21 protein-coding genes and 2 pseudogenes are annotated in these 22,299 nt (G+C 65.7%); 13 read left to right on the top strand and 10 right to left on the bottom strand.

Annotation, left to right across the window (positions count from 1 at the left end; all coding sequences use genetic code 11):
- Window positions 1–13: 13 nt before the first annotated feature.
- The 8 genes from pepP (at window position 14) to gcvP (ending at window position 11,236) form a co-directional block, all read left to right on the top strand.
- Window positions 14–1,348 (top strand): Xaa-Pro aminopeptidase, encoded by a 1,335-nt coding sequence (gene pepP / locus ACGI6K_RS19775; RefSeq protein ID WP_376944522.1) that lies wholly within the window; start codon window positions 14–16, stop codon window positions 1,346–1,348.
- A 2-nt stretch (window positions 1,349–1,350) separates the two neighbouring features.
- A complete protein-coding gene (gene ubiH, locus ACGI6K_RS19770) occupies window positions 1,351–2,538 on the top strand; it encodes a 2-octaprenyl-6-methoxyphenyl hydroxylase (RefSeq protein ID WP_376944520.1) in 1,188 nt (395 codons plus the stop codon).
- A 64-nt stretch (window positions 2,539–2,602) separates the two neighbouring features.
- Complete coding sequence (locus tag ACGI6K_RS19765; RefSeq protein ID WP_376944518.1) at window positions 2,603–3,820, top strand: 2-octaprenyl-3-methyl-6-methoxy-1,4-benzoquinol hydroxylase; 1,218 nt, start codon at window positions 2,603–2,605, stop codon at window positions 3,818–3,820.
- A 101-nt stretch (window positions 3,821–3,921) separates the two neighbouring features.
- Window positions 3,922–4,926: an extracellular solute-binding protein gene (locus ACGI6K_RS19760; protein WP_376944516.1), complete on the top strand. Its 1,005-nt coding sequence runs from the start codon at window positions 3,922–3,924 to the stop codon at window positions 4,924–4,926.
- An 85-nt stretch (window positions 4,927–5,011) separates the two neighbouring features.
- Window positions 5,012–6,628, top strand: a complete 1,617-nt coding sequence (locus ACGI6K_RS19755) for an ABC transporter permease (RefSeq protein WP_376944514.1) — start codon at window positions 5,012–5,014, stop codon at window positions 6,626–6,628.
- A gap of 119 nt (window positions 6,629–6,747) precedes the next feature.
- Window positions 6,748–7,830, top strand: coding sequence for a glycine cleavage system aminomethyltransferase GcvT (gene gcvT, locus ACGI6K_RS19750; protein ID WP_376944512.1), 1,083 nt, complete (start codon window positions 6,748–6,750; stop codon window positions 7,828–7,830).
- A 44-nt stretch (window positions 7,831–7,874) separates the two neighbouring features.
- Window positions 7,875–8,264, top strand: a complete 390-nt coding sequence (gcvH, locus tag ACGI6K_RS19745) for a glycine cleavage system protein GcvH (protein WP_376944510.1) — start codon at window positions 7,875–7,877, stop codon at window positions 8,262–8,264.
- A gap of 95 nt (window positions 8,265–8,359) precedes the next feature.
- Window positions 8,360–11,236 carry an aminomethyl-transferring glycine dehydrogenase gene (gene gcvP / locus ACGI6K_RS19740; protein ID WP_376944508.1) on the top strand — a complete coding sequence of 959 codons (2,877 nt, stop codon included), beginning with the start codon at window positions 8,360–8,362 and terminating at the stop codon, window positions 11,234–11,236.
- A gap of 34 nt (window positions 11,237–11,270) precedes the next feature.
- Here gcvP and ACGI6K_RS19735 read toward each other — a convergent pair whose 3' ends face one another.
- Complete coding sequence (locus ACGI6K_RS19735) at window positions 11,271–11,945, bottom strand: nitroreductase (RefSeq protein WP_376944506.1); 675 nt, start codon at window positions 11,943–11,945, stop codon at window positions 11,271–11,273.
- Window positions 11,946–12,877: 932 nt separating this feature from the next.
- Between ACGI6K_RS19735 and ACGI6K_RS19730 the strand changes: the two genes are divergently transcribed.
- Window positions 12,878–13,090: a DUF3079 domain-containing protein gene (locus ACGI6K_RS19730; RefSeq protein ID WP_376944504.1), complete on the top strand. Its 213-nt coding sequence runs from the start codon at window positions 12,878–12,880 to the stop codon at window positions 13,088–13,090.
- Window positions 13,091–13,234: 144 nt separating this feature from the next.
- Here the strand turns inward: ACGI6K_RS19730 and ACGI6K_RS19725 are convergent, their stop codons facing one another.
- A complete protein-coding gene (locus ACGI6K_RS19725; RefSeq protein ID WP_376944502.1) occupies window positions 13,235–13,543 on the bottom strand; it encodes a PepSY domain-containing protein in 309 nt (102 codons plus the stop codon).
- Between the two features lie 335 nt (window positions 13,544–13,878).
- On the opposite strand from ACGI6K_RS19725, the gene ACGI6K_RS19720 reads away from it, so the two are divergent.
- Window positions 13,879–14,535 (top strand): DUF2780 domain-containing protein, encoded by a 657-nt coding sequence (locus tag ACGI6K_RS19720; RefSeq protein ID WP_376944500.1) that lies wholly within the window; start codon window positions 13,879–13,881, stop codon window positions 14,533–14,535.
- 61 nt (window positions 14,536–14,596) lie between these two features.
- Here ACGI6K_RS19720 and ACGI6K_RS19715 read toward each other — a convergent pair.
- Window positions 14,597–14,701: pseudogene (locus ACGI6K_RS19715) on the bottom strand (alpha/beta hydrolase); the annotation flags it as partial.
- A gap of 187 nt (window positions 14,702–14,888) precedes the next feature.
- Window positions 14,889–15,197, bottom strand: coding sequence for a hypothetical protein (locus tag ACGI6K_RS19710; protein WP_376944499.1), 309 nt, complete (start codon window positions 15,195–15,197; stop codon window positions 14,889–14,891).
- Between the two features lie 187 nt (window positions 15,198–15,384).
- Between ACGI6K_RS19710 and ACGI6K_RS19705 the strand changes: the two genes are divergently transcribed.
- Both ACGI6K_RS19705 and ACGI6K_RS19700 read left to right on the top strand, forming a co-directional pair.
- Window positions 15,385–15,627, top strand: coding sequence for a transposase (locus ACGI6K_RS19705; protein ID WP_376944497.1), 243 nt, complete (start codon window positions 15,385–15,387; stop codon window positions 15,625–15,627).
- Between the two features lie 90 nt (window positions 15,628–15,717).
- Window positions 15,718–16,125, top strand: a pseudogene (locus ACGI6K_RS19700) (IS5 family transposase); the annotation flags it as partial.
- On the opposite strand, the gene ACGI6K_RS19695 reads toward ACGI6K_RS19700, so the two are convergent.
- The 5 genes from ACGI6K_RS19695 to ACGI6K_RS19675 form a co-directional block, all read right to left on the bottom strand.
- Entirely contained in the window at window positions 16,108–16,473 is a 366-nt protein-coding gene (locus ACGI6K_RS19695; RefSeq protein ID WP_376944495.1) for a hypothetical protein, read from the bottom strand. The pseudogene ACGI6K_RS19700 and the gene ACGI6K_RS19695 overlap by 18 nt on opposite strands.
- Window positions 16,474–16,526: 53 nt before the next feature.
- On the bottom strand, window positions 16,527–17,990 hold the full coding sequence (locus tag ACGI6K_RS19690; protein WP_376944493.1) for an isochorismate synthase: 1,464 nt from the start codon (window positions 17,988–17,990) through the stop codon (window positions 16,527–16,529).
- Window positions 17,987–18,322 carry an isochorismate lyase gene (locus tag ACGI6K_RS19685; protein WP_376944491.1) on the bottom strand — a complete coding sequence of 112 codons (336 nt, stop codon included), beginning with the start codon at window positions 18,320–18,322 and terminating at the stop codon, window positions 17,987–17,989. Before ACGI6K_RS19685 ends, ACGI6K_RS19690 begins: the two co-directional genes overlap by 4 nt.
- Window positions 18,323–18,390: 68 nt before the next feature.
- Entirely contained in the window at window positions 18,391–19,893 is a 1,503-nt protein-coding gene (locus tag ACGI6K_RS19680; RefSeq protein WP_376944489.1) for an ATP-binding cassette domain-containing protein, read from the bottom strand.
- Between the two features lie 336 nt (window positions 19,894–20,229).
- Window positions 20,230–21,345, bottom strand: a complete 1,116-nt coding sequence (locus tag ACGI6K_RS19675; protein ID WP_376944487.1) for an RNA-guided endonuclease InsQ/TnpB family protein — start codon at window positions 21,343–21,345, stop codon at window positions 20,230–20,232.
- 123 nt (window positions 21,346–21,468) lie between these two features.
- Here ACGI6K_RS19675 and tnpA point away from each other — a divergent pair, with 123 nt between their 5' ends.
- Window positions 21,469–22,038, top strand: coding sequence for an IS200/IS605 family transposase (gene tnpA / locus ACGI6K_RS19670; protein WP_376944485.1), 570 nt, complete (start codon window positions 21,469–21,471; stop codon window positions 22,036–22,038).
- 19 nt (window positions 22,039–22,057) lie between these two features.
- Here tnpA and ACGI6K_RS19665 read toward each other — a convergent pair whose 3' ends face one another.
- Complete coding sequence (locus tag ACGI6K_RS19665; protein WP_376944483.1) at window positions 22,058–22,213, bottom strand: hypothetical protein; 156 nt, start codon at window positions 22,211–22,213, stop codon at window positions 22,058–22,060.
- Between the last annotated feature and the right edge of the window lie 86 nt (window positions 22,214–22,299).

Genomic DNA, 22,299 nt, shown 5'->3' with positions numbered 1-22,299 from the left:
ACGAGGAGCGCACATGACCTGTATCCCGAAGTCGGAATACGCCTGCCGGCGCAAGGCGCTGATGGCGCAGATGGAGCCCAACAGCATCGCTATCCTGCCGGCGGCACCGGTGTATATACGCAATCGCGACGTCGAGCACATATACCGGCAGGACAGCGATTTCCAGTACCTCTCCGGCTTCCCCGAGCCGGAGGCGGTGATCGCCCTGATTCCCGGTCGCGAGCATGGCGAATACGTGCTCTTCTGCCGCGAGCGTGATCCCGAGCGCGAACTCTGGGACGGCCTGCGCGCCGGCCAGGAGGGTGCGGTGCGCGATTTCGGTGCGGATGACGCCTTCCCCATCGCTGATATCGATGACATCCTGCCCGGCCTGATCGAGGGACGCAGCCGCGTCTACTACGCCATCGGCAGCAACGAGACCTTCGATCATCAGTTGATGGAGTGGATCAAGACCATCCGCTCCAAGGCCCGCCAGGGAGCGCAGCCACCGAGCGAATTCGTCGCCCTCGACCACCTGCTGCACGAGATGCGCCTGTACAAGAACGCCGCCGAGCTGGCGGTGATGCGCGAGGCTGCGGTCGTTTCCGCCCGCGCCCACGTGCGCGCCATGCAGGCCTGCCGTCCGGGGCTCCACGAATACCACCTGGAGGCCGAGCTGGAATACGAGTTCCGCAAGGGCGGGGCACGGATGCCGGCCTATGGTTCGATCGTCGCTGGCGGCCGCAATGCCTGTATCCTGCACTATCGGGAAAACGACCGGCCGCTGCGCGACGGCGATCTGGTACTGATCGACGCTGGCTGCGAGCTCGACTGCTATGCCAGCGACATCACTCGCACCTTTCCGGTCAATGGCCGCTTCTCGCCCGAGCAGAAGGCCATCTACGAACTGGTGCTGGCCGCTAATCTGGAGGCGTTCGGGCACATCGCCCCCGGCCGCCGCTGGAACGAGGCCCACGAGGCCACGGTGCGGGTGATCACCGCTGGACTGGTGGAGCTGGGGCTGCTGCGCGGCGAGGTCGACGAGCTGATCGCCGCCGAGGCCTACAAGCCCTTCTACATGCACCGTGCCGGTCACTGGCTGGGCATGGACGTGCATGACGTCGGCGACTACAGGATCGACGGCCAGTGGCGCCTGCTCGAGCCAGGCATGACGATGACCGTCGAGCCGGGCATCTATATCGCTGCCGATAACGGCAAGGTCGAGCGGAAGTGGCGCGGCATCGGCGTGCGCATCGAGGACGATGTGGCGGTCACCGAGTCCGGCTACGAGATCCTCACCGACGGCGTGCCCAAGAGCGTTGCCGAGATCGAGGCACTGATGGCCGCGGCACGCGGCCGGGCGGCCTGAGCATGGCCCGGGTGGAACTGGCGATCGTCGGTGGCGGCCTGGTCGGGGCGAGCCTGGCCCTGGCTCTGCAGGATGGGGCTAGGGCGCGTGGCTGGCGGATCGTGCTGATTGAGCCGCATGCCCCCGGCGAGCCTTATCAGCCGAGTTACGACGCGCGTTGCTCGGCGCTGTCTTTCGGTACGCAGCGGATCTACGAGCGCCTCGGCCTATGGCCGGCGATCGCCCGCCGTGCCGAGCCGATCCTGCAGATCCACGTCTCCGAGCGTGGGCGTTTCGGCGCCGCGCGCCTGCGTGCCTTGGAAGAGGGCGTGCCGGCCCTCGGCTACGTGGTGGAAAACGCCTGGCTCGGCGAGTGCCTGTGGCAGGCGCTGGATTCCTCGGTGGTCGCCTGGCGCTGCCCGGCTGAGGTGCAGCGCATGACCTCGCTCGACGATGGCTACCGGCTGCACCTGGACGACGACAGCCATCTCGACTGCGCCCTGGCGGTGCTCGCCGACGGCGGTCGCTCCGAACTGCGCGAGCGGCTCGGCATCCACGTGCGCCATCGGCCTTACGGACAGGCGGCCCTGATCGCCAACGTCACGCCTAGCGAGCCGCACCGTGGCCAGGCTTTCGAGCGTTTCACCCAGGACGGCCCGCTGGCCCTGCTGCCGCTGGCGGAGAACCGTTGCGCGTTGGTCTGGACCCGCCAGACCGGCGATGCCGGGCGCCTGCTGGCGCTGGACGAGCGGCAGTTCCTCTGCGAGCTGCAACAGCAGTTCGGCTACCGCCTCGGCGCCTTCCGCCACCTGGGGACCCGTCATCTCTACGCTCTGGCGCTAGTCGAGGCCGAGGAGCAGGTGCGGCCGCATCTGGCCCTGCTCGGTAACGCCGCCCACAGCTTGCACCCCATCGCCGGTCAGGGCTACAACCTGTCCCTGCGCGATACTCTGTGCCTGGCCGAGGAGCTGCTGGCGAGTCCGGCCGAGCCCGGCGACTTCGCCACTCTGCTGCGCTACCAGGCGCGCCAGCGCCTCGACCAGCAACTGACCGTGGGCTTCTCCGACCGGGTCACCCGGCTGTTCGCCACGGCCATGCCGCTGCTCGCCGACGGGCGCAGCCTCGGCCTGCTCGGCCTCGACTTGCTACCGCCGGCGAAGCATTGGTTCGCCCGCCAGGCCATGGGGCTCGGCACCCGTGTACAGGCCTGAGGCCGGCGCACGATCATCGAAAACGGCGGGCGTGGCCGGACGCCCCTTGCGAATTGAGGAAAGCATGCACGCGGATCTGATCATCGTCGGCGCCGGAATGGTCGGCAGCGCCCTGGCGCTGGCCCTGCAGGACAGCGGTCTGGATATCCTGCTGCTGGATCGCGGGCCGTTCGAGGTGGCTCCCTGGAATCCCGCGGCGCCCTTCGAGCCGCGGGTCAGCGCATTGTCCGCTGCCAGCCAGCGTATCCTCGAGCGCCTTGGCGCCTGGGACGGTATCCGTGCCCGGCGTGCCGCTCCCTACGGCGAAATGCAGGTGTGGGACGGCTCCGGCACTGGGCGGATCCACTTCTCGGCGGCCAGCGTGCATGCCGAGGTACTCGGTCATATCGTCGAGAACCGGGTGGTGCAGGATGCCCTGCTCGAGTGCCTGGCCGGCAGTGGAGTCGGCCTGCTGCCCGGTATCCGCCTGGACGGACTGCGCCGCTCCGGCGACGGCTGGCTGGTCCGCCTGGGCGACGGCCGCCAGTTGCGCTCGCCGCTGCTGGTCGCCGCCGACGGCGCCAACTCGACGATCCGTTGCCTGGCCGGCTGCGCCACCCGCGAATGGGATTACCTGCACCACGCCATCGTCACCAGTGTGCGTTGTGCCGAACCGCACCGCCGTACTGCCTGGCAGCGCTTCACCGACGACGGGCCGCTGGCCTTCCTGCCGCTGGAGCGGGACGCCGACCGGCACTGGTGCTCGATCGTCTGGTCGGTCACTCCGCGGCAGGCCGGGCGGCTGATGGCCCTGGACGATGCAGCCTTCGCCAGGGCCCTGGGCGCTGCCTTCGAGTGGCGTCTCGGCAAGGTGCTGGAGGTCGACCCGCGACACTGCATCCCGCTGCGCCAGCGGCATGCCCGGCGCTACGTCGAGCCCGGCTTGGCGCTGATCGGCGATGCCGCCCATGTCATCCATCCGCTGGCGGGGCAGGGGGTCAACCTCGGTTTCCTCGATGCCGCGACCCTGGCCGAAACGCTGCTGCACGCCCGTTCGCGTGGCGAGCGACTGGCCGATCTGCGCGTGCTGAGCCGTTTCGAGCGCCGGCGTATGCCCCACAACTTGGCGATGATGGCGGCGATGGAAGGCTTCGAGCGGCTGTTCCAGGCCGATCCGTTGCCGCTGCGTTGGCTGCGCAACAGCGGCCTGAAGTGGATGGACAATCTGCCCGAGGGCAAGGCGCTGTTCGTCCGCCAGGCCCTCGGCTTGAGCGGAGACCTTCCAGCCCTGGCGCGCGCCTGAACCGCCGCTGCTAGCGACATACCGCGCGACACTTGCCAAGTTGTGAAGCTAAATGCTAGTCACTATTATTCGCCGCACTTAATGCACATGAGGGGGGTTCCATGCAGGCAAGCAAGCACATTCTCGCCGTCCTGGTCCTGGGCGCGCTCGCTGGCACCGCCCTGGCCGCCGACGACGAGGTCGTGGTTTATTCGTCGCGCATCGACGAGTTGATCAAGCCGGTCTTCGATGCCTATACCGCCGAAACCGGGACCAAGGTGAAGTTCATCACCGACAAGGAAGCCCCGCTGATCGCCCGCCTCAAGGCCGAAGGCAAGAACACCCCGGCCGACCTGCTGATCACCGTGGATGCCGGAAACCTCTGGCAGGCCGAGCAGGAAGGCGTCCTGAGGCCGATCGACTCGCCCATCGTCAAGGCCAACATCCCGCCACAGTACCGCTCCGCCACCGGAGCCTGGAGCGGCCTCTCGCTGCGCGCGCGGACCATCTTCTATTCCACCGAACGGGTCAAGCCCGAAGAGCTTTCCACCTACGAGGCCCTAGCCGACGAGAATTGGGAAGGCCGCTTGTGCCTGCGCACCAGCAAGAAGGTCTACAACCAGTCGCTGACCGCCACCCTGATCGAGGCCCATGGCGCGGAGAAGGCCGAGCAGATCGTCAGGGGCTGGGTGAACAACCTGGCCACCGACGTGTTCGCCGACGACAACGCCCTGCTGCTGGCGATCGACGCCGGCCAGTGCGACGTGGGCATCGCCAACACCTATTACTACGGCCGCCTGCACAAGGAGAACCCGGGCCTGAAGGTGAAGCCCTTCTGGCCGAACCAGGGCGATCGCGGCGTGCACGTCAACCTCTCGGGCGCCGGCGTGACCAAGTACGCCCCGCACCCGCAGGCCGCGCAGAAGCTGGTCGAGTGGATGACCGCGGAGAAGGCCCAGCGCTTGCTGGCCGACCTCAACCAGGAGTACCCGGCCAATCCGCAGGTGGCTCCGTCCGAGGAGGTCGCCTCCTGGGGCAGCTTCAAAGCCGACAGCGTGCCGGTCGAGATCGCCGGCAAGCGCCAGGCCGAGGCGATCCGCCTGATGGATCGTGCCGGCTGGAACTGAGGCGTACGCCAAGATCGTGAGCCCCGGGCCGCAGGCGGAGCGTTCCGCCTGCGGCCCGATTCGTTTTCCGTATCGGGGAGCTGTCGTGTCCCATTCCGCCCAGCGTCGCTGGTATCCCATCGTTTTCTCCATCGCTGCCCTGGTGCTGCTGCCTCTCAGCGTGCTGGTACTTTCCTGGCACAGCGTCGATGGCGAAATCTGGCGGCATCTGTGGGATACCCAAATGCCGCGCCTGCTCGGCAACACCCTGGCCCTGTTGCTGGGTGTCGGCACCGGCGTCACCCTGCTAGGGGTGAGTCTGGCCTGGCTGACCAGTCTCTGCGAATTCCCCGGCCGGCGCTGGCTGGACTGGGCGCTGATGCTACCCTTCGCGATTCCCGCCTATGTGCTGGCCTTTGTCTTCGTCGGCCTGCTGGATTTCTCCGGTCCGTTGCAGAGCCTCCTGCGCGAGTGGTTCGGCAGCGGCTTGCGGCTGCCGCGGGTGCGCTCCACCGGCGGGGTGATCCTGGTTCTGGTGCTGGTCTTCTATCCCTATGTCTACCTGCTCGCGCGCAGCGCCTTCCTGGCCCAAGGCAAGGGCTTGATGGAAGCCGCGCGGGCCTTGGGCCAGTCGCCCTGGCAGGCCTTCTGGCGCGTGGCCCTGCCGATGGCACGGCCGGCCATCGGTGCCGGTCTGGCTCTGGCGATGATGGAAACCCTGGCCGATTTCGGCGCCGTCTCGGTGTTCAACTACGATACCTTCACCACCGCCATCTACAAGACCTGGTACGGCTTCTATAGCCTGTCCAGCGCCACCCAGCTCGCCAGCCTGCTGCTCCTGGCGGTGATGCTGGTGGTTTACGGCGAGCGCCGCGCCCGCGGCATGCCGCGGCCGAGCAGCGAGCGACCGCGCGGGCGGGCGCTGTACCGGCTGCACGGTTTCAAGGCCGCGGCGGCCAGCGCCTGGTGCGTGCTGGTGTTCCTCTGTGCCTTCGTCATACCGGTCCTGCAACTGCTGGCCTGGTTCTGGCAACGCGGCCGCTTCGACCTCGACGAGCGCTACGTCGCGCTGATCCTGCATACCCTCTGGCTGGGCGGCTGCGCCGCGCTGCTCACCGTTGCCTGCGCCATGCTGCTGGCCTTCGCCCGGCGCCTGGTGCCGGGGCGGACCATGGGCACGGCGGTCGGTTTGGCCAATCTGGGCTACGCTCTGCCGGGCTCGGTGCTGGCGGTGTCCATTATGCTCGCCTTCAGCTATCTCGACCGCGAACTGGTGATCCCCTTGTCCACCTGGCTCGGCGGCGCCGGCAAACCGTTGCTGCTGGGCAGCCTGACAGCCCTGTTGCTGGCCTATCTGGTGCGCTTCCTGGCGGTGGCCTTCGGCCCTCTGGAAAGCAGCTTGGCGCGGGTCCGCCCGTCGCTGCCGGAGGCCGCGCGCAGTCTGGGCGTCGGCGGTTCGCAGCTGTTCCAGCGGATCTACCTGCCCCTGCTGCTGCCCGGCACCCTGAGCGCTGTGCTGCTGGTATTCGTCGATGTGCTCAAGGAAATGCCGGCGACCCTGCTGATGCGTCCGTTCGGCTGGGACACCCTGGCAGTGCGCATCTTCGAGATGACCAGCGAGGGCGAATGGGCCCGCGCCGCGCTGCCGGCGCTGACCCTGGTGCTGGTCGGACTGCTGCCGGTGATCGGCCTGATCCGCCGCTCGGCACGCCAGCCGGGCTGAGTCCATCGGCCGGTCCGGCGCCGTGACCGGACCCGGCCTTGCAGCTACAATGCGCGCCATCCGTGGCCTGCTTTGAGGGCCGGCACGCCGCGATGCGTCGAGTACGGAAGGAGAACCCCATGGGACTGCGCACGCCTCTCTACGACCAGCATCTCGCCTTGGGCGCCAGGATCGTCGATTTCGGCGGCTGGGATATGCCCCTGCACTATGGCTCGCAGGTCGAGGAGCATCACCAGGTGCGATGCGACTGCGGCGTTTTCGACGTCTCCCATATGACGGTGGTGGATGTCCTGGGCGCGGATGCCGGGATCTGGCTGCGGCGCCTGCTGGCCAATGACGTGGCGCACTTGAAAAGCCCCGGCAAGGCCCTCTACAGCGTCATGCTCAACGAGCGTGGCGGGGTGATCGACGACCTCATCGTCTATCTCGCCGATTTCGGTTACCGCCTGGTGCTCAACGCGGCCACTCGTGAGCGCGACTTGGACTGGATGCGCGGGCAGGCCGACGGCTTCGTCGTCGAACTGCGCGAGCGCCGGGACCTGGCCATGCTCGCCATCCAGGGGCCGAAGGCGCGGGTGCGCACCGGCGAGTTGCTCGCCGCTTCGCGTGCCGCGCTGATCCACGAACTGCGCCCGTTCGAGGGCCTGACCGAAGGCGACTGGTTCATCGCCCGCACCGGCTATACCGGCGAGGACGGCCTGGAAATCCTGCTGCCGGCGGCGCAGGCGCCGGATTTCTTCAACGACCTGGTCGGCGCCGGTATCGCTCCCGGCGGCCTCGGCGCCCGCGACACCCTGCGCCTGGAGGCGGGCCTGAACCTCCACGGCCGGGAGATGGACGAGAGCGTCTCGCCGCTGGCGGCAAACCTCGGCTGGACCATCGCCTGGGACTCCGCCGGGCGCGACTTCATCGGCCGCGCGGCGCTGGAAGCGCAGCGCCGCGCCGGCGGTCAGCCTAAACTGGTGGGATTGCTGCTGGAAGAGCGCGGCGTGCTGCGTGCCCGCCAGGTGGTACGGGTAAACGGTATCGGCGAAGGCGAGATCACCAGCGGCAGCTTCTCGCCGACGCTGGGCAAGTCCATCGCCCTGGCCCGGGTGCCGGCCGCCACCGGCGAGCGCGCCGAGGTGGAGATCCGCGGCCGCTGGCTGCCCGTCCGCGTCGTCCGGCCGAACTTCGTCCGCCACGGTAAGGCCTTGATCTAGATTTTTCCGGGCGAGCCCTTTCGCCCCCAACCCGAGGACACGACATGAGCAATATCCCCGCCGATCTGCGTTACACAGCCAGCCACGAATGGGCCAGACTGGAAGCGGACGGCACCGTCACCGTGGGCATTTCCGACCACGCCCAAAAAGCCCTGGGCGACGTGGTGTTCGTCGAACTGCCGGAAGTCGGCAAGGCGCTGGCCGCCGAACAGGAGGCCGGGGTGGTGGAGTCGGTGAAGGCCGCCTCCGATATCTACGCACCGGTCGCCGGCGAGGTGATCGCGATCAACGAAGCCCTGACCGACAGCCCCGAGCTGGTCAACAGCGATCCCTATGGCAACTGGTTCTTCAAGCTCAAGCCGAACGACGCCGGCGACCTGGGCAAGCTGCTCGACGCGGCCGGCTACGAAGCCGCCTGCGCCGCCGGAGCCTGATCGCCGCGCGTCTGCGTTCCGTGGGCGCCGCCAGCCGATCCTTTTCTCCTGAAGCCTCGCCCATCGGGGCTTCGTCTTTTCAGCCGAGAGCCGCCATGTCCCAGACTCCCAGTCTCGTCCAACTCCAGCAGCCCGACGCCTTCCTGTGGCGCCACCTCGGTCCCGATGCGGCCGAGCAGCGCGTCATGCTTGCCAGCCTCGGCCTGGCCAGCCGCGACCAGTTGATCGAGCAGACGGTGCCGCCGGCGATCCGCCTGAACCGCGCCCTGGAGCTGCCGGCGGCGCTGGACGAGCGGGCTGCCCTGGCCAAGCTCAGGGGCTATGCCGAACGCAACGAGCTGTGGACTAGCCTGATCGGGATGGGCTACCACGGCACCGTCACCCCGCCGGTGATCCTGCGCAACGTGCTGGAGAACCCCGGCTGGTATACCGCCTACACCCCCTACCAGCCGGAGATCGCCCAGGGCCGGCTGGAGGCGCTGCTGAACTTCCAGCAACTGACCATCGATCTCACCGGCCTCGATCTGGCCAGCGCCTCGCTGCTCGACGAGGCCACCGCCGCCGCCGAGGCCATGGCCATGGCCCGCCGCGTGGCCAGGAGCAGGAGCAACCGCTTCTTCGTTGACGAAAATTGCCATCCGCAGACCCTCTCGGTGGTGCGCACTCGCGCCGCCGGTTTCGGCTTCGAGGTGGTGGTGGATGCCGTGGAGAACCTCAGCGAGCACGCGGTGTTCGGCGCGTTGCTGCAGTATCCCGACACCCACGGCGAGATCCGCGATCTCAAGCCGCTGATCGAGCAACTGCACGCGCAGCAGGCGCTCGCCTGCGTCGCCGCCGACCTGCTCGCCCTGTTGGTGCTGACCCCGCCCGGCGAACTGGGCGCCGACGTGGTGCTCGGTTCGGCGCAGCGCTTCGGCGTGCCGATGGGCTACGGCGGTCCGCACGCGGCCTACTTCGCCACCCGCGACGAGTTCAAGCGCGCCATGCCCGGACGGATCATCGGCGTATCCAGGGACGCCCGCGGCAACCCCGCTCTGCGCATGGCCCTGCAGACCCGCGAGCAGCACATCCGCCGCGAGAAGGCCAATTCGAATATCTGCACCTCCCAGGTGCTGCTGGCCAACATGGCCGGCTTCTACGCCGTCTACCACGGTCCCGAGGGGCTCGAGCGCATCGCCCGGCACGTCCACCGGCTGACCGCGATCCTCGCCGAGGGCCTGGCGCAGCGCGGGATCGAACGCCTCAACCGGCACTTCTTCGATACCCTGACCCTGGAGGTCGGCGGCACCCAGACGGCGATCATCGAGAGCGCGAAGGAGGCGCGGATCAATCTGCGCATCCTCGGCCGCGGCCGGCTCGGCGTCAGCCTGGACGAGACCTGCACGGCCGAGACCGTGGAGCAACTGCTGGCGATCTTCCTCGGCGTCGACCACAGCCTCGACCTCGCCACGCTGGACGACGCCGCCGCTGCCTCGGGCATTCCCGCCGCCCTGCAGCGCACCTCGGCCTATCTGCGGCACCCGGTGTTCAACAGCCATCATAGCGAAACCGAGATGCTGCGCTACCTGAAGCAACTGGAGCGCAAGGACCTAGCGCTCGACCAGGCGATGATCCCGCTCGGCTCCTGCACCATGAAGCTCAACGCCACCAGCGAGATGCTGCCCGTCACCTGGCCGGAGTTCGCCGATCTGCATCCCTTCGCCCCGCGCGAGCAGGCCGAGGGCTACCGGCTGATGATCGAGGAATTGGAGGCCTGGCTGTGCGCTATCACCGGCTTCGACGCCATCTGCATGCAACCCAACTCCGGCGCCCAGGGCGAATACGCGGGCCTTCTGGCGATCCGCGACTACCACCGCAGCCGTGGCGAGGCGCAGCGCAACGTCTGCCTGATCCCGTCCTCGGCGCATGGCACCAATCCGGCCTCGGCGCAGATGGCCGGCATGCAGGTGTGCATCGTCGACTGCGACAAGTCCGGCAACGTCGACCTCGCCGACCTCAGGCGCAAGGCCGAGGAGGCAGGCGATACGCTGGCCTGCCTGATGCTCACCTACCCCTCTACCCACGGCGTCTACGAGGAGGGCGTGCGGGAGATCTGCGAGGTGATCCACGGCCACGGCGGCCAGGTCTACATGGACGGCGCCAACCTCAACGCCCAGGTCGGCCTGACGCGGCCGGCGGACATCGGCGCCGACGTCTCGCACCTGAACCTGCACAAGACCTTCTGCATCCCGCATGGCGGCGGCGGCCCCGGCATGGGGCCGATCGGCGTCAAGGCGCATTTGGCGCCCTTCGTCGCCAACCATCCGGTGGTGCCGCTGGACGGCCCGAACCCGGGCAACGGCGCGGTCAGCGCGGCACCCTGGGGTAGCGCCGGCATCCTGCCGATCAGTTGGATGTACATCGCCATGATGGGGCCGCAACTGAAGGACGCCACCGAAGTCGCCATTCTCAACGCCAACTACCTGGCGCATTGCCTGGGCGGTGCCTTTCCGGTGCTCTACAGCGGCCGCAACGGGAGGGTCGCCCACGAGTGCATTCTCGATTTGCGTCCGCTCAAGGCGGAAACCGGGATCACCGAGGAGGATGTCGCCAAGCGCTTGATGGACTACGGCTTCCACGCGCCGACCATGTCCTTCCCGGTGCCCGGCACGCTGATGATCGAACCTACCGAGAGCGAGTCCCTGCACGAGCTGGAGCGCTTCGTCGAGGCCATGCTGAGCATCCGCGCGGAGATCGCCAAGGTCCAGGCCGGCGACTGGCCGGCCGAGGACAACCCGCTCAAGCACGCCCCGCACACCCTGGCCGATTTGCTCGGCGATTGGCAGCGCCCCTACAGCCGCGAGGAGGCGGTGGCGCCGACCGCCCATAGCCGCGCCCACAAGTACTGGCCGGCGGTGAACCGGGTGGACAACGTCTATGGCGACCGCAACCTGTTCTGTGCCTGCGTGCCGCCGGACGATTACCGCGAGTGAGGTCGATGGGATCGGCGGCGTTCGGCCGCCGGCCTCAATCGAAACCGTGGAAGGCGGCGAATTCCGCCACTGGCACCCGCGCGGTGACCAAGCCGTTTTCCGGCGCTTCGGGGTCCTCGTGGCCGAGGGCCATGGCGCAGAGCAGGATCTCTTCTTCGCCGAGCAATCCCTGCTCGCGCACCACCTGGTGATAGTCGGCGAAGACCCCCTGGGGACAACTGTGCAGCCCTTCGCCGCGGGCCGCCAGCATCAGGTTCTGGATGAACATGCCCATGTCGAGAAAGCTGCCGGTGTTCATCCGCCGGTCCATGGAAATCAGCAGGCCGACCGGCGCGTCGAAGAACTGGAAGTTGCGCAGCGCCTGGCGTTCCCGTGCCGCCCGGTCGCCGCGCGCGATGCCGAGCGTGTCGTAGAGGCTGAAGCTTATGGTTCGCCGCCGCTCGAGGTAGGGCTCGAACCAGGGATCGGGATAGTAGCCGTACTCGGCGTGATGCCGCTGCGGTTCCCGTTCGGCCGCCGCGCTCACCGCCCGGCACAATGCGTCGCGGACCGCGCCGCTCACCGCGCGGACTTTCCAGGGCTGGGTATTGGCGCCGCTCGGTGCTTGCGCCGCCAGTTCCAGAATGCGCTCGATCTGGGCGCGTGGAACGGGATCGGGACGGAAGCGGCGTATCGACTTGCGCGAACGAATGGCATCTTCGACCTGCATGGGCGGGCTCCTCGAATCGGGCGAGAAGGCGCAGGTATACCCCAGGTGACAGGGGTTTTCATCCACGGGTATCTTGTGTCGTCCGCTCGCTGGTCGCCGCAGGGCAATCGCATGAAATGCCTGCCCGATACTGGGCTGGAACGGTTGTGTGAGCCTTGGCATGGCTGCTTGCCGAGAAGCTGGATACTTCCTGTTTCGGCCCCCCGGCCGAGTTACTTTCTCTTGGCGCGCGCAAAGAGAAAGTAACCAAGGAGAAAGCGCGCCCGGTCATTCGGCCCCGGCTGCGCCGGGGCTCCCTCGCTCCGGCGCCGCTCCGAGGGTCGTTGCACAAGGGGCATCCATGCCCCTCGTACGACTCTCGCCGCCTCCCCACGGCTCGCCCCTCCACGCGACGCCTGCGCTTGGCCTTCTGAACGGGAGTCGGGCTCCGGGTTGCCTGAAAGCGCTTTCGCGCTTGCGGCACGACCTGTCAGGCCGCGCCGGATGCCCCCTTCAAGAGGCCGAGCGGAGTCGTCGTGGAAGGGGTCGAGCGGCAAGGATGTCGCGAGAGCCGCGATGGGCCATGGATGGCCCTTCGCGGCGAGCCCCTGGAGCGGCGATGCAGGGAGGGAACCCGGAGCGAAGCGCAGGGCCGGATGAGGGGGTGGCTTTCTTTTGGGTTACTTTTTCGTGGCCAGGCAAGAAAAATTGACTCGGCCGGGGGGCCGAAACAGAAGGTATCCGACCACTCGGCAAGCAGCTAATGCACTGGATCTGAAGACCACGCCGGAACGACCAAGCACACAACCTTTCCAGTCCGGTATCGAGCGAGCGCTTCATGCGATTGCCCTGCCGGTCGCCGGTTCGTCGCGAAATCCCCGGAGAAAAACGTTAGATTGCACTGCGAAGCGATTCGTGAATCCGACCCACACGGCATCAGGCAGCGATAGATAATGGCGAAGAAATTTCCCTTGAACCCTAAGCATCCCGAGCGAATCTGCTGGGGCTGCGACCGCTATTGTCCGGCGACGTCCCTGGCATGCGGGAACGGCGCCGACCGGACGATGCACCCGGCCGAACTGCTCGGCGAGGGCTGGCATCTGTTCGAGGACGGCGGTTTCGATCCGGCCGTGGAAGCGGAGGAAGCGACGGAGCCGGCGCGTTGACCGGTCGGGGGATCGGCGGCCCGCCGGGGCGCGGAAGAAGTCGGCCGGGCTTCTTCCTGCGGCTTCCATGGAACGGGCCGCCACAGCCCTTGGGCGAGGCCGTGCCCGTCCCGCGGGAGGGCACGGTTCGGCTTCCACCGGCCTTCAGTCGTCCTGGTGATCCTTGAGCACCTGGCCATTGCCGGCGTCCAGATGCACGTCCCATTTCAGGCCCTGGGCGTCGCGCAGTTCGACCTGGTAGATGTAGCGGCCGTATTCCTCTTCCAGTTCGGTTTCGTGGATGGTCGAGCCGGGATGCTTGGCCTGCGCGGCGGCTTTGAGCGTCTCGAACGGCTGGATAGTCCCGGCCTTGAGTAGCTTCGTGGCTTCTTCCGGGCCGAGGTCGCGGGCCTGGGCGAGGCCGACACTGGCAGCGAGCAGGGCACTGGCGAAGAGGACGGTGAGGGTTTTCATCTTGGCTCTCCTGGGAGTCATCGGCTGTCGATGCTTCCAACTCTAGGCCAGCCCGCTTAAACCAAGCTGAATCGGGCGCTGCGCTCGTTCGGCAGAGAACTGTTGCAGGTGCCGGGCCAATGGCCGACCATAAGGCCGTCGTCGATCCCCTATCCCATCTTGGAGGCTGTGTCCGAGTGGGTTGTCACAGCAGTGCCGCCGCAATATCCGTGGACCGTCGCGCGTGCGATTGAGCCTGTCGCCTTGTCCAAGAGCCGTCCTTCCCGTTTTTTCACCTGTCCGGCTCGCCTGCCGGCTGGCTGGCGTCCGTATTCCGAGTCGAGAGGTTTCACCCGATGAAAGCGTCCCCTTCCGTTGCCCTGGTCGCCCTGCTGAGCCTGGCGAGCGTTCCGGTCTTCGCCTTCGACCTGAATTCCGCCGCCCAGGCGTACTCCGCTCTCAAGGGCGGGCAGGCCGGCGACGACGAGACCTCGCAGGTGCTCGGGCTGGTCCAGTCCCTGAGCGCGCTGCCGGTCACGCCGCTGCAGATGCTGGGCGGTACCGGCGCCTTGCTGGGACTGGCGCAGAGCCAGCTCACCGGGAGCGACTATGCGCAATTGAGCGAGTCGGTGCCGGGTATCGAAAAACTCACCGGTGACAACGCGCTGGACCAGCTCGGCGCCCTCGGCGGCCTGGGCGCCGGCCTTGGCGGTCTCGGCGGCCTGCTCGGCAAGTCCGTCGGACCCTCCGCCGAACAGTCCGCGCAACTGGAGGAAACCGGCGAGCTGCTCGACAACGTGCAGAGCATGCAGGACGTCAACCAGGCCTTTTCGGCGATGGGCATGGATGCCGGCCTGGCCAGCCAGTTCGCGCCCATCCTGCTGCAGTTTCTCGGCAGCCAGGGGGTGGCCGCTCCGTTGGTGCAGAATCTGGCTAGCATCTGGGGCGTGAGCGGCACCGGCTCCATTCCCGCCACGGCGCCGGCTACCGGCGTCGGTGGCGCCGGCTCCTGATCCGCGCGGAACCAGGCCCCTGGCCGGAAGAGCGCTTCGTTCCCGCCCCTGGCGGTATCAATCAGGCGACGGCACTGCCGATCACCCCGCGGATGCGCCGGGCAATGTGAGCGGCATGGGTTTCCAGGGCGAAGTGGCCGGTATCCAGCAACTCCACCACGGCATCGAACGTCCCCGGCTCGGGCTCATGTTCGAGCTCGCCCAGGTCTCGTCGAGAAACACCACATGGCGCACGTCAAGTCGGGACTGCTCGGTGGCCCGGGCGTGTCTCGCCTGCGCTACGTCGGCACGTTGCTGCTCGGCGGCCTGGAATGACTTTTTTTGAGCGTCAGCCCCAACCGTCCCAACGTCTTCTACATCGTGGTCAGGCTCACTCGCACGCCATGCTCGGCCTCGATCCACTGGCACAACTGCGTCAACGTCTGCTCGGGCGCGGCGGCCATGCGCTCGGTCAGTACCCCTTCGAGCCCCTGGAGTCGAGGGGGGACATGGTTGCATTGGACCCCGGCACTGACCTGGCCCAGTTGCTGTCGCGAGCGTGCCCGCGCCACATAGGAGTCGCTCACCGCAAAGCGCCTGGCCACCTCGCGAATCGAGCCCTCGGCCGCCAGCACCCGATCGCGCAGATCCTGCCCGTAGGCCTGCCCTCGACGCCATCCCATAAGCCACCTCCAGTACTTGCCGACCCCACGCTTGTGTTCAGCTTGGCTGCTCGATCCCGGCTTGGCCACAACCTCTAGTCAGGCCAAAAATGCTCTAGGATCTGTTGACGTTTCGAGGCAGAGGGTTGATGAAGAAGAGCAAACCCGCAGAATTCAGGACCCGGCCGGATAACTCCGCGAGTTTGCAATGCCCCGATTGATGCTCAGTGACGAACGCTGGTCAAAGCTGGAAAACGTCCTGCTTCAGCAAACCGTTTACCACAAGCCGGATCTGCGCATGACGGTCGAGGGGATGCTCTACCGGATGCACGCCGGTTGCCCCTGGAGAGACTTGCTCAGCGCCTTCGGGCGTTGGAGCCTCGGTCTACAAGCGCTTCAATGCGTGGTCGGCGGCCGGCAAGTGGCTCAAGGTTTTCCAGGCGCTGATTGAGGAGCCCGATCTCAGGTGGGCCTTCATCGATGGCACCTGCGTGAAGGCCCACCAGTACAGTAGCGGTGCCGCCAGCGATCAGCCCGAGGCCATCGGCAAAAGCCGACTAGCAAGATCCATCTGGCCGTCGATGCGCACGGCTTGCCGGTGGCTTTCGAGATCGCCGGCGGCAACGTCAAGGACTGCACTTCGGCTCTTGAGTTGATTGGGCAGTTGCCGTCTGCCGAGGCGATCGTGGCCGACAAGGGCCATGACAGCGAGCGCATTCGCGAACGGATCGAGGCGCAGGGCGCCTGGGCGGTCATTCTCCGAAAGCGCAATTCGCTCAAAGGCAATGGCGATCTGGACCGGGGGCTGTATCGCTACCGGCATCTGGTCGAGAACGCCTTTGCACGGCTGAAACATTACCGCGCCGTGGCGTTTTGCTACGACAAGCTGAAGCGAAATTACGAGAGTACGGCAGCCATGGCCTGTGGATTTCTATGGCTCCCGATGTGAATCGTCAACGGCCTCTAGTTCTATCCACAGCAGCGCCTGAGTCGGGACTAGCGCCGTGTGGGTGATACTTTCCCGACGGATGATCTCGAAGCATTCCACCGAGCTGGGCTGGCGAGCGATCACCAGGGTACCGCCGCTGCAAAGCCCATCCGCCAGCAGCCCGACGCGCCGGTCCAGCTCGGCGTAGCTCAGGCGCAACTCGCCATCCACCAGCGCGGTGTGCGTTGGCCGCTGGCTAGCCTGGGTGGCAAGCATGCTGGCGAAGGTGTGATTGCCCCAGTAGCCCAGGCGCAGATAGTCCTGGGCAAAGGTTTCCGGCCAATAGGGGCAGTGCAGCTCTACATCCAACTGTTCGGAAATGAGTTATCGGTCCATCATCAATTTTCCTCTCCTTTCTTCTCTCATGTACCACATCCTGCAACCACTTCCGTATGCTGCTCCACGCTCCGCTCGCCGCAGCCGTCGACCGTCGGCTCGGGCATCAGCGCGCTGATCATGGTGCGCAGCTTGACGCAGGTCTCCTGATATTCATGCTCCGGGTCGGAACCTTCGACGATGCCGCAGCCGGCGAACAGGTGTGCCTGCCTTCCGTGGATCAGCGCCGAGCGCAGGGCCACCGCGAACTCACCGTTGCCATCGCTGTTCAACCAGCCGACCGGTGCCGCATACCAGCCACGGTTCAGACCTTCCTGGTCGCGGATGTAGGCTATAGCGTGCTCCTTATCGACGCCGCCGACAGCGGGTGTCGGATGCAGGGCGTCGACCAGGGTCAACAGATCGACGTCGGGACGCACTCGCCCCCGCACCAATGTCTGCAGGTGCTGGATATGCGGCAGTTTGTGCAGCGATGGCATAGCGGGAACTTGCAAGGTTTCGACGTGCGCCTCCAACGAGCTTTTCAGCGCATTTACCACCAAGGCATGCTCATGGCGGTCCTTGGCGCTATCCAGCAAGCGGTTGCCGTTGTACAGGTCCTCATCCGGGCCGTGCCCACGCGGGGTGCTGCCGGCCAGCGCAGTGGTGTAGAGCTCGCGGCCCTCCAGGCGTACCAGGCGTTCGGGCGTGGCGCCCAGGAAACAGTGTTCGCCACGGCGGATGGCGAACAGGTAGGTGCTGTCGTTGGCCTGCCTGAGGTAGCGCAAGGTAGCCTCCAGGGAAAAGTCCTGCTCCGCCTCGAAATCGACCTGCCGCGCCAATACCACTTTTTCCATCCGGCCCTGGCCGATGGCGTCGACGGCATCGGCGACCTTCGCCTTCCAGCAGTCCGCCGGCAGGCTATCGCAGCGGCTGAGCAGGTTATTGCGCTCGCTCGTCGGTGCAGGTCCTTGGCGGGTAGTGCTCGCCAGTTCGCGCACCGCCGCCAGTAGGCGTTCGCACAAGGCATTGCAATCGGTCCGCGCTGATACCCGTGTGCTGAGCAGCAGCGCGCTGCCCTGCCTGCGGCCGATCAAGAGGATTTCCGGCAGCACCAGGGCACCGTAAGCGAACGACGACCACAAGGGTGACACCGCTGCCTGGCGGTCGAAGGCCAGACCGCCCAGCAGGTGTGGCTTCTCCGGGCCAACGATGAGCGCATCGCCGAGCATTTCGCGCCAGGCCTGCTGTAGGCTGACCAGGCCCTGGCCGGGTTGCGGCACCAGCTCCGCCGCCTGGCCCAGGCCAACCAAGGCGAGTTGCGGATCGTTGAAGGCCCAGAAGAAGGCATGGGCATAGCCCTGCCCTGCCGTGCTGAAGGCTGAGATGGGCTCCCAGTCGTCCCAGGGGGAGGAGTAGCAGGCGAGGATCTCGCGTCCTTTGACTTCGGCATGCTGCCGGGCCTGCTGCAGATGGTCGAGGAGTTTCTGGGTGAGAATTGGCGGGTTCATGCCTGCACCTCCGTCGGGTTCGCCTGCCCCCGGGTGGCCCGCCAATGGAGGATCTGCTGCTGGATGTTCCACTCGATGATCTGACGGAACAGCTCTTCGGTGAAGGCGACGTTGTAGCCCGCCGCCTCCGCCAACTCGCGACGTTCGGCAAGCATCGTCAGGACCCGTTCGGGAGCGGGAATGCTTTCTTCGCTCGGCTTGAACTGCGCCGCGGCCTTCACATACTCCAGCCGTTGCCGGAGCGCTTCGAAGATCTGTCGGTCTAGGCTGTCGATACCCACTCTCACATCGTTCAGGCTGGTGCAATCTCGGGGGGATTTCAAAGCACTCATTTTCACTACCTTCAAAAGTCGGGATAGGGGAAAGGACGCGAGCGTGAACGAGACTGCCTGGTGCTTAGCTATGCGCTCGCTGGGGTGGATCTGCGCCTAGTTGCCGGCGCAGATGTAGGCAGACGCCATTGGGGGATTCGCTGATGTGAAAATGGCCGCTCGCAACCTGGGCACACTCGGCCCAGTGCAGCGGGTGTTGACGCCAAGCCAGTACCTCGGCCGTACTCACCTTGCGCTCTGCTTCGGCATGGAACAGGCTTGCCGAACACGTTGAAGCATTGTTTTCCAGCAGGGTGTCGAGCGCTTCGACGATGCGCTCGACGCTGGCGGCGTCCGACAACAAATGCCAGTGGTCGATATCGACCCGCTGTCGCAACATACATGTCGCAGCGGCCAGACACCGGTGGAAACTGACCGGCTAGCAGTTTGAGCAAGGTGGATTTGCCGCAACCGTTCGGGCCGACGACGCCTATACGCTGCTGGCCGCTCAATGTCAGGCTGGTCTTTCGCAGGGCGGGCGGCACGAAGGGGAGTTCTACTTCATCCAGTGCCGCCATTCGGCGTTGCGGTGTCTGGGTGACAGGAAGCGTATGCAGCGTGATCTGGGCATCATCTTCCACCTGCTGTGCGGCATCGCGCACGCGCTGGAACAGTTGCTCCCGCAAGGCCCTTTGCTGCTGTCGCAATTTGCCTGCCGAGCCTTCGCTGCGCTTCTTCTGGCGATCAAGCAGGATCTTCGCCTGGTTGGCCTCGCGTCCGTGCCGGTTGCCACGCGCCTGTCTGCGTTCCTGACGCTCACACTGTTCGCGCAGAGACTGTTCTTCGCGTTTGCGTTCGAGTTGCTGAATAGCGCTTTCACGCTTCTGGGCTTTGCATTGCGCATAGAACGAGTAGCCGCCACCGTAGTTGCGCAGCCCGAGCGGCGACAACTCCGCAATGCGGGCCATCGCTTCCAGCAGTTGCCGGTCATGGCTGACCAGCAACGGGCCATTTGGCCAGCGCTGCAATCGCTCGATCAGTGTCTGGTGGTTCGGGCGGTCGAGATGGTTGCTAGGCTCGTCGAGAATCAGAAAATCGACGTCCGAGAGAACGGTTTTAATCAAGGCGACACGTATGGTTTCGCCGCCGCTGATGGTGCTCGTCGGAGTCTGGGGATTCAGATGTCCTAATTCATTTCGCCGCAACCCATGCTTCAGGTGCTGGCGAACATCCCAACAATCACCCACGACATCAAAATCAACCTGCGCCGTGTTACCGGCCTCGATGCGCTTCAGCGCATTCAATGTGGCCTGTACACCGGCTAGGCTAGCGACGGAGAGATGATTCAGGCGGGAAACCTGCTGGGACAGGCAATGCACTGTGCCAGAGCGCAAACAGCGTCTAGTGGAAGGTTCCTGCTCCCCGGCCAAGATGCGCGTCAGCGCAGTTTTGCCGATGCCATTGCACCCAACCAAGCCAGTAGGTTGTTGGTCGAATTGCTCGGTGAGATTGGAAAAAAGCGTTCTGCCATCGGACAGAACGTAGGAAAGGCTATCCAGCGCCAAATAAAAATGCATCATGCGTCGTTCCATGAATGCCAAGATCTCCCCCCTGCTTGTAGGGGTAAGGTAGAGGCAGGACGTTATAAAGACGTTAACATTAAAAGCAAATCGGATGAATACCTCGTGAGTTTTGGTGATTGGCGTCGAGTGCAAAAAATCGTTTGAGACAGATGCAACAGAGCATGCGAGGCTGTGTCAACGCTGGAATGCTATCGACCGATAGCTCTATCAGATGGCGGCAAAAGACCGCTCTGGTCGACTCTGTTGAAAAACGGATTTGCGGTAGGCATGTTGCGGCGAACCGGTTGGGGACTCGGCGCCAAGCCTGTGCGCACGCCCTCCACATCGATTTAGGATGAAACTCAATTATGAACTTTCCCGCCACTGAGCCGTTCCGGCTGTAGTGGGGGTTTCGCGGGTCTTCGACCTGAGCTTGACCGCGTTCGCGGACAGCGGCTTGGGTCTCGCCGCCACGCCCGTCCCAGGCGTGTCGTGTGGCGTCCAGGCGTCGTACAGCACGACCCTGGCGCTGTTCTGGTCCCTCGGCAGGGTGCAGCCACAGTGCGGGCAGGCATGCATGCGCTCGGCGAGCGCCTTGGGCACGAGCTGCCAGCAACCGGAGCAGCGCTGCGAGGGTTTGAGTTGGCGAGTGTTTGCCAGATGCAGTCGGGTGCCAGCTTCTGCCGCTTTGTACCCAAGCATCTGGTGCGCCATGCCGAAGCCGGCCGAGAGAATCTCCCGGTTGAGCCCAGCCTTCTGCCGCACGCGCCGGCCCGGCGCTTGCGCCGTACCGCGGGCGCTGCGGCTCATGTTCTTTGGGGCCAGTGCCTCGGTGGCGATCAACGCGCAGCGCTGCACCAGGGCCGAGGTCTGGCGGTGGAGGAAATCCCGACGCCGATCAGCAATACGCTGGTACAGCCGGACGATCCGCTGGGACAGCTGCCGGTAGCGGTGCGAGCCGCGTTTCTTGCGTGCCCTTTGCCTCTGGAGATCCGCCAGCCGGGGTAGCGCTTCGCGCAACCAGCGCGGATTCTCGATCTGATGGCCCTCATCCAGATTGGCCCAGTGGGCAAGCCCGAAGTCGATGCCCACCTGAGCCTCCCCCGTGCGCTGGCGCACACAGGCCGAGACCGGCACTCGCAGGGTGACCGAGGCGTACCACTGATCCTCGCCGCTGGCGTGATTGCGCCGGTGCGTGAGGGGCAGGTCGTTGGGCATGAACTCGGCGAAACGGTGCCGGCCACGGATGCGGATCATCATCGCGGTTTTGCCGCTGCCCAGGCGCAGGGTGCCGCCTCGCGGCCCCTGCTGGAACAGCCTCCAGCCGGCCGGATCGGGGTAGCTGAAGCCGGAGAATCGGGCACTGGACTTGAAGCGCGGGAAGCCAGGTGTTTGTCCGACCTGTACCCGCCGAAAGAACGCCTGAAAGGCCCGGTCCAGCCGCCGCAGGGTTTCCTGCAAGGCGTGACTGCCCAGCTCCACCAGCTACGGGCGCAATTGCTTGATGGCGGGTAGCGCGTTCTGCTGATCGTAGTAGCTGATGGAGATACCGGCCTTGCGCTACGCCTCAATGCGCTCCTGGAGCGCAGCGTTGTACAGTTCGGCGTGCAGGCGCACCCGGCTATCCAGCCGCTGGCGCTAGCTGGCATTGGGGTAGAGCTTGAGGGGCATTTTGCGCCGTTCCATGTGCTAACCTTAGCGCCGGACCCATTAGGGCGCAATATACAAATGCTCCATAAATCAAGCTCTCATGCTATTTATTCGATTAAGCTACATATCGTCTTTGTGACCAAGTACCGACGCAAGACCCTGACCCCTGAACTGCTGAGCTATCTACGCACAGCGTTTAGCGAAATTCTTGCGGCTTGGCGCTGTGACCTGTTGGAATTCGGCGGCGAAGCCGATCACGTTCACTTGCTGATTGACATCCATCCGGCTCTCGACATCTCGGCGCTGGTCAACAATCTGAAAACAGCCAGTGCTCGGCGAGCCAGAGGACGCTTCTCCGAGCATCTGGGCGCCTTCTACCGCAAACCGGTTTTCTGGCATCGCGCTTACTATGTCGGCAGTGTTGGGGGAGCGACGCTCGAAACGGTAAAAGCCTATGTAGAGGCACAAGGCACGGAGGAACACGCCCGAAAAAGCGCAGAGCGGAAATCAAAGTCGCCCGCTTGACCCCCTCCTGGTCTGCAGCCTAGCAGGGGGAATGCGCGGGCATTTGTTCATTCCAATGGGCGAAGATTTCCTTCAGCCTGGCATGGATCTCCGGCGGCAGGTTATGGCTGAAGTGATAGGGCTCGAAACGGTAGATCCGGGCGCTGGCTGGCTGTGACGAAGCGGATTCGGACATGGCGGTTGCTCCTGAACAGGGGGGCAGGCGCCCCTCGCAAGATCGGCGCCAGCGTCGCGGCCTTTTGCCCCCGCCGCTCGCCGCGT

This window comes from Azorhizophilus paspali, from assembly GCF_043587585.2.
Taxonomy (GTDB): domain Bacteria; phylum Pseudomonadota; class Gammaproteobacteria; order Pseudomonadales; family Pseudomonadaceae; genus Azotobacter; species Azotobacter paspali.
Note: the sequence above shows the minus strand (reverse complement) of the source record. Positions and strands in the feature narration are given on the sequence as shown.

Coding starts and splice junctions, on each gene's coding strand:
- pepP (WP_376944522.1), top strand. CDS start 14: ATGACCTGTATCCCGAAGTCGGAATACGCCTGCCGGCGCAAGGCGCTG.
- ubiH (WP_376944520.1), top strand. CDS start 1,351: ATGGCCCGGGTGGAACTGGCGATCGTCGGTGGCGGCCTGGTCGGGGCG.
- ACGI6K_RS19765 (WP_376944518.1), top strand. CDS start 2,603: ATGCACGCGGATCTGATCATCGTCGGCGCCGGAATGGTCGGCAGCGCC.
- ACGI6K_RS19760 (WP_376944516.1), top strand. CDS start 3,922: ATGCAGGCAAGCAAGCACATTCTCGCCGTCCTGGTCCTGGGCGCGCTC.
- gcvT (WP_376944512.1), top strand. CDS start 6,748: ATGGGACTGCGCACGCCTCTCTACGACCAGCATCTCGCCTTGGGCGCC.
- gcvH (WP_376944510.1), top strand. CDS start 7,875: ATGAGCAATATCCCCGCCGATCTGCGTTACACAGCCAGCCACGAATGG.
- gcvP (WP_376944508.1), top strand. CDS start 8,360: ATGTCCCAGACTCCCAGTCTCGTCCAACTCCAGCAGCCCGACGCCTTC.
- ACGI6K_RS19735 (WP_376944506.1), bottom strand. CDS start 11,945: ATGCAGGTCGAAGATGCCATTCGTTCGCGCAAGTCGATACGCCGCTTC.
- ACGI6K_RS19730 (WP_376944504.1), top strand. CDS start 12,878: ATGGCGAAGAAATTTCCCTTGAACCCTAAGCATCCCGAGCGAATCTGC.
- ACGI6K_RS19725 (WP_376944502.1), bottom strand. CDS start 13,543: ATGAAAACCCTCACCGTCCTCTTCGCCAGTGCCCTGCTCGCTGCCAGT.
- ACGI6K_RS19720 (WP_376944500.1), top strand. CDS start 13,879: ATGAAAGCGTCCCCTTCCGTTGCCCTGGTCGCCCTGCTGAGCCTGGCG.
- ACGI6K_RS19710 (WP_376944499.1), bottom strand. CDS start 15,197: ATGGGATGGCGTCGAGGGCAGGCCTACGGGCAGGATCTGCGCGATCGG.
- ACGI6K_RS19705 (WP_376944497.1), top strand. CDS start 15,385: ATGCCCCGATTGATGCTCAGTGACGAACGCTGGTCAAAGCTGGAAAAC.
- ACGI6K_RS19690 (WP_376944493.1), bottom strand. CDS start 17,990: ATGAACCCGCCAATTCTCACCCAGAAACTCCTCGACCATCTGCAGCAG.
- ACGI6K_RS19685 (WP_376944491.1), bottom strand. CDS start 18,322: ATGAGTGCTTTGAAATCCCCCCGAGATTGCACCAGCCTGAACGATGTG.
- ACGI6K_RS19680 (WP_376944489.1), bottom strand. CDS start 19,893: ATGGAACGACGCATGATGCATTTTTATTTGGCGCTGGATAGCCTTTCC.
- ACGI6K_RS19665 (WP_376944483.1), bottom strand. CDS start 22,213: ATGTCCGAATCCGCTTCGTCACAGCCAGCCAGCGCCCGGATCTACCGT.